Raw genomic sequence first — 15,496 nt, forward strand, 5'->3', positions numbered from 1 at the left:
CTCCATGACACACCACAGGCCCGGCAGCGTGACTGCCGGGCCTGTGGATAAGTCGATCGCAATATGGAAAAACTACTGCGCCGGGCCCTCGATGGCCTCGGAGGTCAGCAGACCGGCGTTGATCTCGCGCAGGGCGATCGAGAGCGGCTTCTCGTGCACGTGGGTGTCGACGAGCGGACCGACGTACTCGAGGAGGCCCTCGCCGAGCTGCGAGTAGTACGCGTTGATCTGGCGGGCACGCTTCGCCGCGTAGATCACGAGGCTGTACTTCGAGTCGGTGGCCTCGAGAAGCTCGTCGATCGGCGGGTTGATGATGCCCTCGGGCGCGGTGATGGAAGAGGACACGCTCTACCTTCCGATGGATGGAAAAGAATCAGTCACCGTGATCACAGTCACGATCACACAATGTCCATCAAGGCTAGCAGCTCGCGCGCCACGTCCTCGACGGAGGTGTTGACCAGGGTCACGTCGAACTCCGGCTCGGCCGCCAGCTCCGTCCTGGCCGCCTCCAGACGGCGTGCGATGACCTCGGGCGGCTCGGTCCCCCGGCCGGTGAGCCTGCGCACCAGCTCCTCCCAGGAGGGCGGAGCGAGGAACACCAGCTGGGCGTCGGAGAGCGACTCCCGGACCTGGCGGGCGCCCTGGAGGTCGATCTCCAGCAGGACGGGCTCGCCGTTCTCCAGCCGTTCCAGCACGGCCGCGCGGGGCGTGCCGTAGCGGTTGCCGGCGAACTCGGCCCACTCCAGCAGCTCGCCGTTGGCGATCAGCTTGTCCATCTCGTCGTCGGTGACGAAGAAGTAGTGGACTCCGTGCTGCTCGCCGGGGCGCGGCTTGCGGGTGGTCGCCGACACCGAGAGCCAGACGTCGGGGTGTTCCTTGCGCATATGAGCGACGACCGTGCTCTTGCCGACCCCCGAGGGGCCGGAGAGCACGGTCAGCCGCGGACGTGCGTCCGGGGGTTCGGGGGACGTCCCCCGGAGTGTTACTGCCATGCAGCGATTATCCAGCAATCCCGGAGTGCCCGGGACTCCCTGTCCGTCGGGAGGCGGACTCAGGAGCCGGTGCTGCCGAACTCACGCTCCAGGGAGGCGATCTGGTTGGAACCGAGACCGCGCACACGGCGGCTCTCGGAGATCCCCAGACGCTCCATGATCTGCTTGGCGCGGACCTTGCCCACGCCCGGCAGGGACTCCAGCAGCGCGGAGACCTTCATCTTGCCGATGACGTCGTTCTCCTGGCCCTGCTTGATGACCTCGTGCAGGGAGGCGCCGGAGTGCTTGAGTCGATTCTTGACCTCGGCCCGCTCCCGGCGAGCCGCGGCGGCCTTTTCGAGCGCGGCTGCGCGCTGTTCAGGGGTAAGGGGCGGAAGAGCCACGCCTACGTCACCTCGGATGTCGAACTGTCGGATACGGACCGGTGAGGAACCTAGTCGCCCCACACCTGGGGAGCTACGAGCAACACGCGTCACCCGTTCTCCCCCACTGTCTTGAGGGCCTGGGAGGTGCCCCCACTGCTCGGAGACTAGCGGGCAAGTGCGCCAGAGTCAGCGAGAACAGCGGAAAAGTCCTGGTCAGCCTCTGTCAGGTCGGACATTTCAGGCATATTGCCCTCGTTTTGCGGATGTATTCACACTCAGGTCGACGCGACAGCGCTCAGCCGAGCACGCGGCCGGCGGTTCAGGCGCCGTCGACGGCCGCCCGGATCTCCTCCGCGACACGCTCGGCCGCCCCGCGCAGCGCGCTGACGTCGGGACCGTGACGCAGAACACCCCGGCTGACGTTGGGCACCACGTTGCGCACGGCCGCCCCGAAGACACGGGGAAGGTCGGCGGGGGTCGCGCCCTGGGCGCCGATGCCGGGAGCGAGCAGCGGGCCGTTGATGTCGAGGTCGTACGAGGACAGGTCGCCGAGCGTGGCACCGACGACCGCGCCGAACGAGCCCAGCGGTTCCTCCCCGGCGTTCTCCGCCGCCAGGTGGGCCAGCATGGTCGCCCCGATGGTCCGGCCGTCGGCGCGCACCGCGTGCTGCACCTCGCCGCCCTCCGGGTTCGAGGTCAGCGCCAGCACGAAGAGGCCGGCGCCGCTCTCCCGGGCCAGCGCGACGGCCGGGCTGAGCGAGCCGTAGCCGAGGTACGGCGAGACGGTCAGGGCGTCGGAGAACAGCGGGGCGTCCTCGCGGAGGAACGCCTCGGCGTAGGCCGCCATGGTCGAGCCGATGTCGCCGCGCTTGGCGTCCATCACGACCAGGGCGCCGGCCGCCCGCGCCTCCCGGACGGACGTCTCCAGGACCGCCAGACCCCGCGAGCCGAACCGTTCGAAGAAGGCGCTCTGCGGCTTCAGGACGGCCACCCGGCCGGCCATGGCCTCCACCACCGTACGGCTGAACCGTTCCAGACCGGCGATGTCGTCGTCCAGGCCCCACTCGGCGAGCAGGGAGGCGTGCGGGTCGATGCCGACGCACAGCGGGCCGCGCTCGTCCATGGCGCGGCGGAGCCGGGCGCCGAAGGGCTCCAACGGGGTCATGCGGGCTTCCTCACGTCGGCGCCGACCGCGTCGGCGAGGGTGGCGTAGGGGCTGGTGCGCAGGCGGGCGGCGAGGCCCTTGTGGACGGCACGACACCAGAACGGGCCCTCGTAGACGAAGGCGCTGTAGCCCTGGACCAGCGTGGCACCGGCCAGGATGCGCTGCCAGGCGTCCTCGGCGCTCTCGACGCCCCCGACGCCCACCAGGGTGATCCGGTCGCCCACGCGCGCGTACAGGCGGCGCAGCACCTCCAGGGAGCGTGCCTTGAGCGGGGCTCCGGACAGGCCGCCGGTCTCCTCGACCAGCGCGGGGTCGGAGCGCAGGCCGAGGCCCTCGCGCGCGATGGTGGTGTTCGTGGCGATGATGCCGTCCAGACCGAGTTCGACGGCCAGGTCGGCGACGGCGTCGACGTCCTCGTCGGCGAGGTCCGGGGCGATCTTCACCAGCAGCGGGACACGCCGGTTCGCCACCGTGCGGTCGGCGGCCTCGCGCACGGCGGTCAGCAGCGGGCGCAGGTGGTCCACCGCCTGGAGGTCGCGCAGTCCGGGCGTGTTGGGCGAGGAGACGTTGACGACCAGGTAGTCGGCGTACGGCGCGAGGCGCTCGGCGGACTTCACGTAGTCGGCGACGGCCTCCGCCTCCGGGACGACCTTGGTCTTGCCGATGTTGACGCCGACGACGGTCCGGAAGACCGGCTCACGGGTCGCCAGGCGGGCCGCGACGGCCAGCGAGCCGTCGTTGTTGAAGCCCATGCGGTTGATCAGCGCGCGGTCCTCGACCAGCCGGAACAGCCGCTTCTTGGGGTTGCCGGGCTGCGGCTCGCCGGTGACCGTGCCGATCTCGACGTGGTCGAAGCCCAGCATCGACATCCCGTCGACGGCGACGGCGTTCTTGTCGAAGCCGGCGGCGAGCCCGAAGGGGCCGTGCATCCGCAGCCCGAAGGCCTCGGTGCGCAGTTCCATGTGGCGGGGCGCGAGGGCGGCGGCGGCGAAGGTGCGCAGCACGGGGACGCGGGCGGCCAGCCGGATCCAGCGGAAGGCCAGGTGGTGGGCCTGCTCGGGGTCCATCCGCCGGAAGACCAGCCGGAAGAAGATCTTGTACATGTGGGTGTCCTCACGAAGAGGGGGACACCGTTTCCGGTGTCCCCCTCGGGGCTGCTAGTCGCGGGCCGCGATCAGGTGTTCGGCGTGTTCCTGGAGCGAGCGGACGCCCACGTCGCCGTGGTTGAGGGCGTCGATGCCCTGGACGGCCGCCGCGAGCGCCTGGACGGTCGTCAGGCAGGGCACGGAGCGGGCCACCGCGGCCGTACGGATGTCGTAGCCGTCGAGGCGGCCACCGGTGCCGTACGGGGTGTTGACGATGAGGTCGACCTCGCCGTCGTGGATCAGCTGGACGATCGTCTTCTCGCCGTTCGGGCCGGTGCCCTCGGACTGCTTGCGGACGACCGTGGCGTTGATGCCGTTGCGCTTGAGGACCTCGGCGGTGCCGGAGGTGGCGAGCAGCTCGAAGCCGTGCGCGACCAGCTCGCGCGCCGGGAAGATCATCGAGCGCTTGTCGCGGTTGGCGACCGAGATGAACGCGCGGCCCTTGGTGGGCAGCGGACCGTAGGCAGCCGCCTGCGACTTGGCGTACGCCGTGCCGAAGACCGAGTCGATGCCCATGACCTCGCCGGTGGAGCGCATCTCCGGGCCGAGGATGGTGTCGACACCGCGGCCGTGGATGTCCCGGAAGCGGGACCAGGGCAGGACGGCCTCCTTGACGGAGATCGGCGCGTCGAGGGGCAGCTCGCCGCCGTCGCCGTTCCTCGGCAGCAGGCCCTCGGCGCGCAGCTCGGCGATGGTCGCGCCCAGGGAGATGCGGGCGGCGGCCTTGGCGAGCGGTACCGCGGTCGCCTTCGAGGTGAAGGGGACCGTACGGGAGGCGCGCGGGTTGGCCTCCAGGACGTAGAGGATGTCGCCGGCCATCGCGAACTGGATGTTGATCAGGCCGCGCACGCCGACGCCCTTGGCGATGGCCTCGGTGGAGGCGCGCAGGCGCTTGATGTCGAACCCGCCGAGGGTGATCGGGGGCAGGGCGCACGCCGAGTCGCCGGAGTGGATGCCGGCCTCCTCGATGTGCTCCATGACACCGCCGAGGTACAGCTCCTCGCCGTCGTAGAGGGCGTCGACGTCGATCTCGATCGCGTCGTCGAGGAAGCGGTCGACGAGGACCGGCCGGGAGGGGCTGATCTCGGTCGACTCGGCGATGTACGAGGCGAGGCGGGTCTCGTCGTAGACGATCTCCATGCCGCGCCCGCCGAGGACGTAGGACGGCCGGACCAGGACCGGGTAGCCGATCTCGTCGGCGATGGCCTTGGCCTGCTCGAACGTGGTGGCCGTGCCGTGCTTGGGCGCCGGCAGGCCCGCCTCCGCGAGGACGCGGCCGAAGGCGCCACGGTCCTCGGCCGCGTGGATGGCCTCGGGGGGCGTGCCGACGACCGGCACGCCGTTGTCCTTCAGGGCCTGCGACAGGCCCAGCGGGGTCTGGCCGCCCAGCTGGACGATGACGCCCGCGAGCGGGCCGGCCTGCTGCTCGGCGTGGACGATCTCCAGCACGTCCTCGAGCGTCAGCGGCTCGAAGTACAGGCGGTCGGAGGTGTCGTAGTCCGTGGAGACGGTCTCCGGGTTGCAGTTGACCATCACGGTCTCGTACCCGGCGTCGGACAGCGCGAAGGAGGCGTGGACGCAGGAGTAGTCGAACTCGATGCCCTGGCCGATGCGGTTGGGGCCCGAGCCGAGGATGATCACCGCGGGCTTCTCGCGGGGCGCGACCTCGCTCTCCTCGTCGTAGGAGGAGTAGAAGTACGGCGTCTTCGCGGCGAACTCGGCGGCGCAGGTGTCGACCGTCTTGTAGACCGGGCGGATGCCGAGGGCGTGCCGGACCTCGCGGACGACGTCCTCGCGCAGGCCGCGGATCTCGCCGATCTGCTGGTCGGAGAAGCCGTGCCGCTTGGCGTCGGCGAGCAGGTCGGCGGTCAGCTCGGGGGCGCCGGCCAGCTCGTCCGCGATCTCCTTGATCAGGAAGAGCTGGTCCACGAACCACGGGTCGATCTTCGTGTAGGAGAAGACCTCCTCGGGGGTGGCGCCCGCGCGGATGGCCTGCATGACGGTGTTGATCCGGCCGTCGGTGGGCCGTACGGCCTCGCGCAGCAGGGTTTCCTTGTCGCCGGGCTCGCCGGTGAAGGCGAACTGGCTGCCCTTCTTCTCCAGCGAGCGCAGCGCCTTCTGGAAGGCCTCGGGGAAGTTGCGGCCGATGGCCATGGCCTCGCCCACGGACTTCATGGTGGTGGTCAGCGTGGAGTCGGCCTGCGGGAACTTCTCGAAGGCGAACCGCGGGGCCTTGACGACCACGTAGTCGAGGGTGGGCTCGAAGGAGGCCGGGGTCTCGCGCGTGATGTCGTTGGGGATCTCGTCCAGCGTGTAGCCGACGGCGAGCTTGGCGGCGATCTTGGCGATCGGGAAGCCGGTCGCCTTGGAGGCGAGGGCGGAGGAACGCGACACGCGCGGGTTCATCTCGATGACGATCACACGGCCGTCCTCGGGGTTCACCGCGAACTGGATGTTGCAGCCGCCGGTGTCGACGCCGACCTCGCGGATGATCGCGATGCCGACATCGCGCAGCACCTGGTACTCGCGGTCGGTCAGCGTCATCGCGGGCGCCACGGTGATCGAGTCGCCGGTGTGCACGCCCATCGGGTCGAAGTTCTCGATGGAGCAGACGACCACGACGTTGTCGTGCTTGTCGCGCATCAGCTCCAGCTCGTACTCCTTCCAGCCGAGGATGGACTCCTCCAGGAGGACCTCGGTGGTCGGGGAGAGGGTGAGGCCCTGGCCGGCGATGCGGCGCAGCTCCTCCTCGTCGTGCGCGAAGCCGGAGCCGGCGCCGCCCATGGTGAAGGACGGGCGGACGACGACCGGGTAGCCGCCGAGCGTCTCGACGCCCTCGAGGACGTCGTCCATGGAGTGGCAGATGACCGAGCGGGCGGACTCGCCGTGCCCGATCTTGCGGCGCACCTCCTCCACGACGCCCTTGAACAGGTCGCGGTCCTCGCCCTTGTGGATGGCCTCGGGCTTGGCGCCGATCAGCTCGACGCCGTACTTCTCCAGCGCGCCGTTCTCGTGCAGCGAGATGGCGGTGTTCAGGGCCGTCTGGCCGCCCAGGGTGGGCAGCAGGGCGTCGGGGCGCTCCTTGGCGATGATCTTCTCGACGAACTCGGGGGTGATCGGCTCGACGTAGGTGGCGTCGGCGATCTCCGGGTCGGTCATGATCGTCGCCGGGTTGGAGTTGACGAGGACGACGCGCAGGCCCTCGGCCTTGAGCACCCGGCATGCCTGGGTGCCGGAGTAGTCGAACTCGGCGGCCTGGCCGATGACGATCGGGCCGGAGCCGATGACCAGGACGGACTGGATATCGGTGCGCTTAGGCACGCTGGCCCTCCATCAGGGAAACGAAGCGGTCGAACAGGTAGGCGGCGTCGTGCGGTCCGGCTGCCGCTTCCGGGTGGTACTGGACGGAGAAGGCGGGCTGGTCGAGCAGCTGGAGCCCCTCCACGACGTTGTCGTTGAGGCAGACGTGCGAGACCTCGGCGCGGCCGAACTTCGTCTCGCTGACCTTGTCGAGCGGCGCGTCCACGGCGAAGCCGTGGTTGTGCGCGGTGACCTCCACCTTGCCGGTCGTACGGTCCTGGACCGGCTGGTTGATGCCCCGGTGGCCGTACTTCAGCTTGTAGGTGCCGAAGCCGAGCGCGCGGCCGAGGATCTGGTTGCCGAAGCAGATGCCGAACAGCGGGGTCCGGCGCTCCAGGACGGCCGACATCAGCGCGACCGGGCCGTCGGCGGTGGCCGGGTCACCGGGGCCGTTGGAGAAGAAGACGCCGTCCGGGCCGACGGCGTAGACGTCGTCGGCCGTCGCGGTGGCGGGCAGGACGTGCACCTCGATGCCGCGCTCGGCCATGCGGTGCGGGGTCATGCCCTTGATGCCGAGGTCGATGGCGGCGACGGTGAACCGCTTCTCGCCGACCGCGGGGACGACGTACGCCTCCTTCGTCGCGACCTCCTCGTACAGGCTCGCGCCCTTCATCTGCGGCTGGGCCTGCACGCGCTCCAGCAGCTCGGCCTCGGGGGCGACGGCCTCGCCCGAGAAGATGCCGGCGCGCATCGAGCCGCGCTCGCGCAGATGGCGGGTGAGGGCCCGGGTGTCGATGCCGGAGATGCCGACGACGCCCTGGCGCTCCAGTTCGTCGTCCAGGGAGCGCGTGGAGCGCCAGTTGGACGGCACGCGCGCGGGGTCGCGCACGACGTAGCCGGAGACCCAGATGCGGCCCGACTCGTCGTCCTCGTCGTTCCAGCCGGTGTTGCCGATCTGCGGGGCGGTCGCGACGACGATCTGGCGGTCGTACGACGGGTCGGTCAGGGTCTCCTGGTAGCCGGTCATGCCGGTGGAGAACACGGCCTCGCCGAAGGTCTCCCCCACGGCCCCGTAGGCGCGGCCGCGGAAGAGGCGGCCGTCCTCCAGGACGAGTACGGCGGGAAGCGCCTTGGTCCTCTGGGAGGAGCTTCCCCTGGTGGAGGTCGTCATCGTGCGCCTTCCGTCTTGTCGGTCATCTGGTTCAGGGTGTCGACCCATTCGGTGTGCTCGGCCGCGCGGTCGGAGCGGAACCCGGAGTCGATCAGTCTGCCGCCGTGCGCCCAGGTCACCACCAGCAGTCCGCCCTCGGTGAGGACCTTGCCGGCGATGCCCTTGTCCAGGCGCGCTTCCCGCAGTGCGGCGGCGGGGACGAAGAAGTCGGCCGCCCCGGGGCGCTCGACCTCCAGGCCCGCGTCGGTCAGGGTGAGCTCGACCCGGCTGCGGGTGCCGAGGCCGTGGGCCACGATGCGGTCCAGCCACTGCCCGGCGGTGGTGGAGCCGTGGTAGCGGCCGCTCATCGTCAGTCTCGCCTCGCCGGGCTCGTCCGGCGCGGTGGGCAGCTCCGGGATGTCGCCCTGGAGGGTGCCGCGCCACTTCCAGCCCTCGCGCATCAGCCAGTAGACGAGCGCGATGAACAGGACGAGCCCGACCAGCCAGCCGATGCGGGCCGGCCAGTCGGTGACGTCGGCCGACTTCCTGGCCTCGGCCAGCAGGATCACAGGTGTCACGTGAGCTTCCCGTCGATGAGCGTGCCCTTGCCCCGCAGCCACGTGTGGGTGACCCGGCCCGGCAGCTCGCGCCCCTGGTAGGGGGTGTTGCGGCTGCGCGAGGCGAACCCCGCGGGGTCCACCTGACCACGGTATGCCGTGTCGAGGAGGGTGAGGTTGGCGGGCTCACCAGCCGAGACGGGCCGGCCGTGCCCGGTGGCCCGGCCGATCTGCGCGGGCCGGAAGGACATGCGGTCGGCGACGCCGGCCCAGTCCAGCAGGCCCGTGTCGACCATGGTCTCCTGCACCACTGACAGCGCCGTCTCCAGGCCGACCATGCCCATGGCGGCGGCGGCCCACTCGCAGTCCTTGTCCTCGTGCGGGTGCGGGGCGTGGTCGGTGGCGACGATGTCGATCGTGCCGTCGGCGAGCGCCTCGCGCAGGGCCATGACGTCCCGCTCGGTGCGCAGCGGCGGGTTGACCTTGTAGACGGGGTTGTACGTCCGTACCAGCTCGTCGGTGAGGAGCAGGTGGTGCGGGGTGACCTCGGCGGTGACCCGGATGCCGCGGGACTTCGCCCAGCGGACGATCTCGACCGAGCCGGCGGTCGACAGGTGGCAGATGTGGACGCGGGAGCCGACGTGCTCGGCGAGCAGCACGTCCCGCGCGATGACCGACTCCTCGGCGACGGCCGGCCAGCCGCCCAGGCCCAGCTCGGCGGAGACGACGCCCTCGTTCATCTGGGCGCCCTCGGTCAGACGCGGCTCCTGCGCGTGCTGGGCGACGACCCCGTCGAAGGCCTTCACGTACTCCAGCGCGCGGCGCATGATCACCGCGTCGTCCACGCACTTGCCGTCGTCGGAGAAGACGGTGACGCCGGCCGCGGACTCGTGCATCGCGCCCAGCTCGGCGAGTTTCCTGCCCTCCAGGCCGACGGTGACGGCGCCGATGGGCTGCACGTCGCAGTAGCCGTGCTCCCTGCCGAGCCGCCAGACCTGCTCGACGACACCGGCGGTGTCGGCGACCGGGAAGGTGTTGGCCATGGCGAACACGGCCGTGAAGCCGCCGCTCGCCGCCGCGCGAGTGCCGGTGAGCACGGTCTCGGAGTCCTCGCGGCCCGGCTCGCGCAGGTGGGTGTGCAGGTCGACCAGGCCGGGCAGCAGTACCTTGCCGCCGGCCTCGACCACCTCGGCGCCCTCGGCGGACAGCCCGGTGCCGACCTCGGCGACGGTCTCGCCGTCGATGAGCACGTCCTGCGGCTCACCGCCGAGCACCCTGGCGCCACGGATCAGGATCTTGCTCATGGTCTTACTTCTCCTCGGCCGTGAAAGCGGTGTGCGCGGAGCGCTCGTCGGCGCTCTGGAGTGCGGCGGTGGACGGGCGGGCATGGGTGACGGCGGGTTCGTTGCCGCCGAGCAGCAGGTAGAGGACGGCCATGCGGATGGAGACGCCGTTGGCGACCTGCTCGACGGCGGTGCAGCGGCCGGAGTCGGCGACCTCGGCGGTGATCTCCATGCCGCGGACCATCGGACCGGGGTGCATCACGATGGCGTGCCCGGGCAGCCTGGCCATGCGGTCGCCGTCGAGGCCGTAGCGCCGGGCGTACTCGCGCTCGGTCGGGAAGAAGGCCGCGTTCATCCGCTCGCGCTGGACGCGGAGCATCATCACCGCGTCGGACTTGGGCAGCGTGCTGTCGAGGTCGTACGACACGGCGCACGGCCAGGACTCCACGCCGATCGGCAGCAGGGTGGGCGGGGCGACGAGGGTGACCTCGGCGCCGAGGGTGTGCAGCAGGTCCACGTTGGAGCGGGCGACCCGGCTGTGCAGGATGTCACCGACGACGGTGACGCGCTTGCCGGACAGGTCCTGGCCGAGCCCGGTGTCGCGGCCGGTCAGCCGGCGGCGCAGGGTGAAGGCGTCCAGCAGGGCCTGGGTGGGGTGCTGGTGGGTGCCGTCGCCGGCATTGATGACGGCGGCGTCGATCCAGCCGGAGTTGGCCAGGCGGTACGGGGCTCCGGAGGCGCCGTGCCGGATGACCACGGCGTCGACGCCCATGGCCTCCAGGGTCTGGGCGGTGTCCTTCAGGGACTCGCCCTTGGACACCGACGATCCCTTGGCGGTGAAGTTGATGACGTCCGCGGACAGCCGCTTCTCGGCGGCTTCGAAGGAGATCCGCGTGCGCGTGGAGTCCTCGAAGAAGAGGTTGACGATCGTCCGGCCGCGCAGGGTCGGCAGCTTCTTGATCGGCCGGTCGGCGACCCGGGCCATCTCCTCGGCGGTGTCGAGGATCAGGACGGCGTCGTCGCGGGTGAGGTCGGCGGCCGAGATGAGATGACGCTGCATCTGTCAGGCTCCGTAAGGCAGTTCAAATGGGGAGAAGCAGGGCAGGCCGGGGCGTGTGCCGGCGCGCCGAAGCGGCCGGGCGCCCGACTTGCTACTGGCCGGCCGGCTTGGCACCGAGCAGCACGGTGTCGCGACCGTCCTCCTCGGTGAGCTGGACCTTGACCGTCTCCCGCAGCGACGTGGGGAGGTTCTTGCCGACGTAGTCGGCACGGATGGGCAGTTCGCGGTGGCCGCGGTCGACCAGGACCGCGAGCTGGACCGCGCGCGGGCGCCCGATGTCGTTCAGGGCGTCCAGTGCGGCGCGGATGGTGCGGCCGGAGAACAGCACGTCGTCGACGAGGACGACGAGCCTGCCGTCGATGCCGTCACCGGGGATCTCGGTGCGGGCCAGCGCGCGCGGCGGGTGCAGGCGCAGGTCGTCGCGGTACATGGTGATGTCGAGCGAGCCGACCGGGACCGTCCGCTCGGTGATCTGCTCCAGCTTGGCGGCGAGCCGCTGGGCGAGGAAGACGCCCCGGGTCGGAATGCCGAGGAGCACCACGTCGTCGGCGCCCTTGGCGCGCTCGACGATCTCGTGGGCGATGCGGGTGAGCACCCGCGCGATGTCGGGGCCCTCGAGGACGGGCCGCGCGTCGGCGGACGGGTACGGGTATGAGTCCATAAGAAACGGACCTCCTTCTCCGCCTCACGGGACGGACCTTAAAGGACGTCGGATTTGCGCCATCCACGGTAGCAGGTGCCCGGAGCGGCCCTGTCGTCACCCCCTCGGCCCAGCCGGCTGCCGCCACCACCGAAGAGTCGGTGTGGACCATTCGGCTTGACGCACAAGAGTCACGCTGCGTAACCTCACAGTGAGTTACCAGCGGCGCGGCGGGAAGACAGCCGGCCGCGTCGACACAGTGTCCGGGGAGCTATATGTCCAGCGAATACGCCAAACAGCTCGGGGCCAAGCTCCGGGCCATCCGCACCCAGCAGGGCCTTTCCCTCCACGGTGTCGAGGAGAAGTCCCAGGGGCGCTGGAAGGCCGTGGTGGTCGGCTCGTACGAGCGCGGCGACCGTGCCGTGACCGTACAGCGCCTTGCCGAGTTGGCCGATTTCTATGGCGTTCCCGTGCAGGAGCTGCTGCCGGGCACCACGCCGGGCGGCGCCGCCGAGCCGCCGCCGAAGCTGGTCCTGGACCTGGAGCGGCTGGCCACCGTGCCGGCCGAGAAGGCGGGCCCCCTTCAGCGCTACGCGGCGACGATCCAGTCCCAGCGCGGTGACTACAACGGCAAGGTGCTCTCGATCCGCCAGGACGACCTGCGCACACTCGCCGTCATCTACGACCAGTCCCCCTCGGTCCTCACCGAGCAGCTGATCAGCTGGGGCGTTCTGGACGCGGACGCGCGTCGCGCGGTGGCCGCCCACGAGGACGCCTGAGCCTCCGCTCGCGCCTCAGCAGAAACGTGCCGCCGGGGCGGCCGGGACCCCACGGTTCCGGCCGCCCCGGCGGCGTTCACGGCTGTTCCGGCGCCCTGTGGGGCCCGGGATGGCACGCCGGGCAGCGCACATGCCGCGGGGCCGCATCGGAATGCGGCCCCGCGGCATGCGCACCAGCGGCCACGGGCGACCCGCGGCCGCGCTGAGCGTGGCTGACCACTGAGCGCTGAGCGCGGCTAGGCGCGGCGCAGCGTCGGCTTCAGCTCCTTCAGCCGGCCCAGGAGGCCGTTGACGAACGAGGGCGACTCGTCGGTGGAGAACTCCTTCGCCAGCTGCACCATCTCGTCCAGGACGACGGCGTCCGGGGTCTCGTCCACCCAGATCAGCTCGTACGCGCCCAGCCGCAGGATGTTGCGGTCGACGACCGGCATGCGGTCGAGCGTCCAGTCCACCGCGTACTGGGAGATCAGTTCGTCGATCCGCGCCGCGTGCTCCGCGTAGCCCTCGACCAGCTGCATCGTGTACTCGCTGACCGGGGGCTGCCGGGTGTCCGACCGGGAGAGCCGGATCCAGTCCGCGAGGACCGTCAGGACGTCGGCGTCGCGCTGGTCACCCTCGAAGAGGATCTGGAAGGCGCGCTTGCGGGCCGTGTTGCGGGCAGCCACGGTTAGCTGTTCACCCGGCCGAGGTAGTCGCTGGTGCGGGTGTCGACCTTGATCTTCTCACCGGTGGTGATGAAGAGCGGGACCTGGATCTGGTGACCGGTCTCCAGGGTGGCGGGCTTGGTGCCGCCGGTGGAGCGGTCGCCCTGGACGCCCGGCTCGGTCTCCTGGACGGTCAGCTCGACGGCGGCCGGCAGCTCGACGAAGAGCACCTCGCCCTCGTGCTGCGCGACGGTGGCGGTGAAGCCCTCGATCAGGAAGTTGGCGGCGTCGCCGACGGCCTTGCGGTCGACCATGAGCTGGTCATAGGTCTGCATGTCCATGAAGACGAAGTACTCGCCGTCCATGTACGAGAACTGCATGTCGCGCTTGTCGACAGTGGCCGTCTCGACCTTGACACCCGCGTTGAAGGTCTTGTCGACGACCTTGCCGGAGAGCACGTTCTTGAGCTTGGTGCGCACGAAGGCCGGGCCCTTGCCGGGCTTGACGTGCTGGAACTCGACGACGGACCAGAGCTGGCCGCCTTCGAGCTTGAGCACCAGGCCGTTCTTGAGGTCGTTCGTGGAAGCCACGGTTGCGGAATCTCCTGGACTGACGTACGACCCCGGGTCACGCGCCCAGCGGCTCCGGGGCAATGCCCCTGGGGTCGCTCAGAGCGCGAGCAGTTCCTTGGTCGTGATGGTGAGTAGCTCGGGTCCGCCGTCCGCCTCGGGGCGCACGACGAGCGTGTCATCGATCCGGACGCCGCCCCGGCCCGGGAGGTGGACCCCCGGTTCGACGGTGACCGGCACGCAAGCGTCCAGTTTACCCATGGCCGCGGGGGCCAGCTGCGGGTCCTCGTCGATTTCGAGTCCGACCCCGTGTCCGGTCAGCGGTGGCAGGGACTCCGCATAGCCCGCGGAGTCCAGTACCTGCCGTGCCGCGCGGTCCACGTCACGGTAGGCGGTGCCGGGCGCCAGGGACTCGCGTCCGGCCCGCTGGGCGGCGAACACGAGGTCGTACAGCTCGATCTGCCAGTCGGCGGGCGAGGTGCCGATCACGAAGGTGCGGCCGATCTCGCAGCGGTAGCCGCGGTAGGTGGCGCCGAGGCACACGGAGAGGAAATCGCCCTCCTCCACGCGCCGGTCGGTGGGGCGGTGGCCGCGGCGGCCGGCGTGCGGACCGGTGGCCACGGACGTCGGGAAGGCCGGGCCGTCGGCGCCGTGGTCGACCAGGCGCCGCTCCAGCTCCAGCGCGAGGTGCCGCTCGGTGCGGCCGACCAGGATGGACTCCAGCAGCTCGCCGAGGGCCTGGTCGGCGATCTCGGCGCCGATGCGGAGGCACGAGATCTCCTCCTCGTCCTTGACCACCCTGAGCTGCTCCACGGCTCCGCCGAGGTCGACGAGGCGGAGTCCGGGGGCGACGGAGGTGATGGCCCGGTGCCGGCTGACGGTGAGGTGGTGTTCCTCCACGGCGAGGCCGTCGGCGTCCTGGCCCACGGCCAGGTCGGCCGCGGCGACCGCCGGGTCGCCTCCGGGGGACGCGAGGACGTGCAGGCGCACGTTCTCGTCCGGCCGGCCCTCTGTGGGGCGGTCGTCGGGCGGACCCGCGCACACCAGGAGGTCCTCGCGCCTGCCGAGCAGGAGGACGGCGCCCTGGGGGGCGGCCCCCGCCAGATAGCGCACGTTGGCGGGGCGGCTGACCAGGGCGGCGGGGGCGCCGGCCGCGTTGCAGCGGTCCCTCAGCCGGGATCGGCGGTTCGCGTACACCTCTGACATGAGATGAGCGTAGGAGTTCTGCCCGGATTGTGCCGGTTGGCAAGGGCCGAGTGGGGACGGAGGCCGAGCCGGCGGGGGTACGCGGTGCCCGGGCCTCGGCCTCCCGGATGCCCTGGGGCGCGGCTGCGCGGATCCCGGGAGCCGGTCACACAGGGCCGCGGGGCAGGGTTCCGTGGGCCCAGCCCCGGACTCCACGCGCCGGGGACGGGGTGCCGCTTGCCCGGGCAGGACTCCACGCGCCCGGGACGGGGTGCCACTTGCCCGGGCAGGACCCCACGCGCCCGGGACGGGGTGCCGCTTGCCCGGGCAGGACCCCACGCGCCCGGGACAGGGCGCCGCTTGCCCGGGCAGGACCCCACGCGCCCGGGACGGGGTGCCGCTTGCCCTCGATGGGGCTCGGCGTACCGGGACGGAACTCCGCACGCCCGGAGCGGGGGGCTCCCGGTACCCGGGCGCGACTCCGCCTGCCCCGGTGGGTCCCACCCATGCCCGGGCGCGACTCCGCGCGCCCGGAGGGGGCTCCGCATGCCCGGGACAGGGTGCCGCCCTGCCCGGGACGGGGGGCTCCGCCGCCCGGGACGGGGGGCTCCGCCGCCCGGGACGGGGGGCTCCGCCGCCCGGGACGGGGGGCTCCGCCGCCC

At 71.3% G+C, this 15,496-nt stretch carries 15 protein-coding genes; 1 reads left to right on the plus strand and 14 read right to left on the minus strand.

Features of this window, described 5'->3' with window-relative positions; genetic code table 11:
• Nucleotides 1–72: 72 nt before the first annotated feature.
• From rpoZ to pyrR, 11 genes are all read right to left on the minus strand, one after another.
• The gene (gene rpoZ / locus ABZ117_RS28025; RefSeq protein ID WP_005319902.1) at nucleotides 73–345 is read right to left on the minus strand and encodes a DNA-directed RNA polymerase subunit omega; all 273 of its coding nucleotides are present in this window, start codon (nucleotides 343–345) and stop codon (nucleotides 73–75) included.
• 53 nt (nucleotides 346–398) lie between these two features.
• Nucleotides 399–992: a guanylate kinase gene (gmk, locus tag ABZ117_RS28030; RefSeq protein WP_356824584.1), complete on the minus strand. Its 594-nt coding sequence runs from the start codon at nucleotides 990–992 to the stop codon at nucleotides 399–401.
• A 59-nt stretch (nucleotides 993–1,051) separates the two neighbouring features.
• Nucleotides 1,052–1,375 (minus strand): integration host factor, encoded by a 324-nt coding sequence (locus ABZ117_RS28035; protein ID WP_003977346.1) that lies wholly within the window; start codon nucleotides 1,373–1,375, stop codon nucleotides 1,052–1,054.
• A 301-nt stretch (nucleotides 1,376–1,676) separates the two neighbouring features.
• The gene (pyrF, locus tag ABZ117_RS28040) at nucleotides 1,677–2,522 is read right to left on the minus strand and encodes an orotidine-5'-phosphate decarboxylase (RefSeq protein ID WP_356824585.1); all 846 of its coding nucleotides are present in this window, start codon (nucleotides 2,520–2,522) and stop codon (nucleotides 1,677–1,679) included.
• Nucleotides 2,519–3,625 (minus strand): quinone-dependent dihydroorotate dehydrogenase, encoded by a 1,107-nt coding sequence (locus ABZ117_RS28045; protein ID WP_356824586.1) that lies wholly within the window; start codon nucleotides 3,623–3,625, stop codon nucleotides 2,519–2,521. The genes pyrF and ABZ117_RS28045 overlap by 4 nt, the downstream gene beginning before the upstream one ends.
• 54 nt (nucleotides 3,626–3,679) lie before the next feature.
• Entirely contained in the window at nucleotides 3,680–6,988 is a 3,309-nt protein-coding gene (carB, locus tag ABZ117_RS28050; RefSeq protein WP_356824587.1) for a carbamoyl-phosphate synthase large subunit, read from the minus strand.
• Complete coding sequence (gene carA, locus ABZ117_RS28055; RefSeq protein ID WP_356824588.1) at nucleotides 6,981–8,138, minus strand: glutamine-hydrolyzing carbamoyl-phosphate synthase small subunit; 1,158 nt, start codon at nucleotides 8,136–8,138, stop codon at nucleotides 6,981–6,983. Before carA ends, carB begins: the two co-directional genes overlap by 8 nt.
• A complete protein-coding gene (locus ABZ117_RS28060; protein ID WP_356824589.1) occupies nucleotides 8,135–8,695 on the minus strand; it encodes a hypothetical protein in 561 nt (186 codons plus the stop codon). Before ABZ117_RS28060 ends, carA begins: the two co-directional genes overlap by 4 nt.
• Nucleotides 8,692–9,978, minus strand: a complete 1,287-nt coding sequence (locus tag ABZ117_RS28065; RefSeq protein ID WP_356824590.1) for a dihydroorotase — start codon at nucleotides 9,976–9,978, stop codon at nucleotides 8,692–8,694. The genes ABZ117_RS28060 and ABZ117_RS28065 overlap by 4 nt, the downstream gene beginning before the upstream one ends.
• Before the next feature lie 4 nt (nucleotides 9,979–9,982).
• A complete protein-coding gene (locus ABZ117_RS28070; RefSeq protein ID WP_356824591.1) occupies nucleotides 9,983–11,017 on the minus strand; it encodes an aspartate carbamoyltransferase catalytic subunit in 1,035 nt (344 codons plus the stop codon).
• Between the two features lie 91 nt (nucleotides 11,018–11,108).
• Nucleotides 11,109–11,678, minus strand: coding sequence for a bifunctional pyr operon transcriptional regulator/uracil phosphoribosyltransferase PyrR (gene pyrR, locus ABZ117_RS28075; RefSeq protein WP_356824592.1), 570 nt, complete (start codon nucleotides 11,676–11,678; stop codon nucleotides 11,109–11,111).
• Between the two features lie 254 nt (nucleotides 11,679–11,932).
• On the opposite strand from pyrR, the gene bldD reads away from it, so the two are divergent.
• Nucleotides 11,933–12,436 carry a transcriptional regulator BldD gene (gene bldD / locus ABZ117_RS28080; RefSeq protein WP_189418954.1) on the plus strand — a complete coding sequence of 168 codons (504 nt, stop codon included), beginning with the start codon at nucleotides 11,933–11,935 and terminating at the stop codon, nucleotides 12,434–12,436.
• A gap of 236 nt (nucleotides 12,437–12,672) precedes the next feature.
• Here the strand turns inward: bldD and nusB are convergent, their stop codons facing one another.
• From nusB to ABZ117_RS28095, 3 genes are all read right to left on the minus strand, one after another.
• Entirely contained in the window at nucleotides 12,673–13,101 is a 429-nt protein-coding gene (nusB, locus tag ABZ117_RS28085; RefSeq protein WP_356824593.1) for a transcription antitermination factor NusB, read from the minus strand.
• 2 nt (nucleotides 13,102–13,103) lie between these two features.
• On the minus strand, nucleotides 13,104–13,670 hold the full coding sequence (gene efp / locus ABZ117_RS28090) for an elongation factor P (RefSeq protein WP_121789765.1): 567 nt from the start codon (nucleotides 13,668–13,670) through the stop codon (nucleotides 13,104–13,106).
• Between the two features lie 78 nt (nucleotides 13,671–13,748).
• A complete protein-coding gene (locus tag ABZ117_RS28095; RefSeq protein ID WP_356824594.1) occupies nucleotides 13,749–14,855 on the minus strand; it encodes an aminopeptidase P family protein in 1,107 nt (368 codons plus the stop codon).
• Between the last annotated feature and the right edge of the window lie 641 nt (nucleotides 14,856–15,496).

The organism is Streptomyces sp. NPDC006309, assembly GCF_040613095.1.
Lineage (GTDB): Bacteria > Actinomycetota > Actinomycetes > Streptomycetales > Streptomycetaceae > Streptomyces.

Excerpts from the sequence above, each read along its gene's own strand:
- gmk (WP_356824584.1), bottom strand. The coding sequence starts at position 992 with ATGGCAGTAACACTCCGGGGGACGTCCCCCGAACCCCCGGACGCACGT.
- pyrF (WP_356824585.1), bottom strand. The coding sequence starts at position 2,522 with ATGACCCCGTTGGAGCCCTTCGGCGCCCGGCTCCGCCGCGCCATGGAC.
- ABZ117_RS28045 (WP_356824586.1), bottom strand. The coding sequence starts at position 3,625 with ATGTACAAGATCTTCTTCCGGCTGGTCTTCCGGCGGATGGACCCCGAG.
- carA (WP_356824588.1), bottom strand. The coding sequence starts at position 8,138 with ATGACGACCTCCACCAGGGGAAGCTCCTCCCAGAGGACCAAGGCGCTT.
- ABZ117_RS28065 (WP_356824590.1), bottom strand. The coding sequence starts at position 9,978 with ATGAGCAAGATCCTGATCCGTGGCGCCAGGGTGCTCGGCGGTGAGCCG.
- ABZ117_RS28070 (WP_356824591.1), bottom strand. The coding sequence starts at position 11,017 with ATGCAGCGTCATCTCATCTCGGCCGCCGACCTCACCCGCGACGACGCC.
- pyrR (WP_356824592.1), bottom strand. The coding sequence starts at position 11,678 with ATGGACTCATACCCGTACCCGTCCGCCGACGCGCGGCCCGTCCTCGAG.
- bldD (WP_189418954.1), top strand. The coding sequence starts at position 11,933 with ATGTCCAGCGAATACGCCAAACAGCTCGGGGCCAAGCTCCGGGCCATC.
- ABZ117_RS28095 (WP_356824594.1), bottom strand. The coding sequence starts at position 14,855 with ATGTCAGAGGTGTACGCGAACCGCCGATCCCGGCTGAGGGACCGCTGC.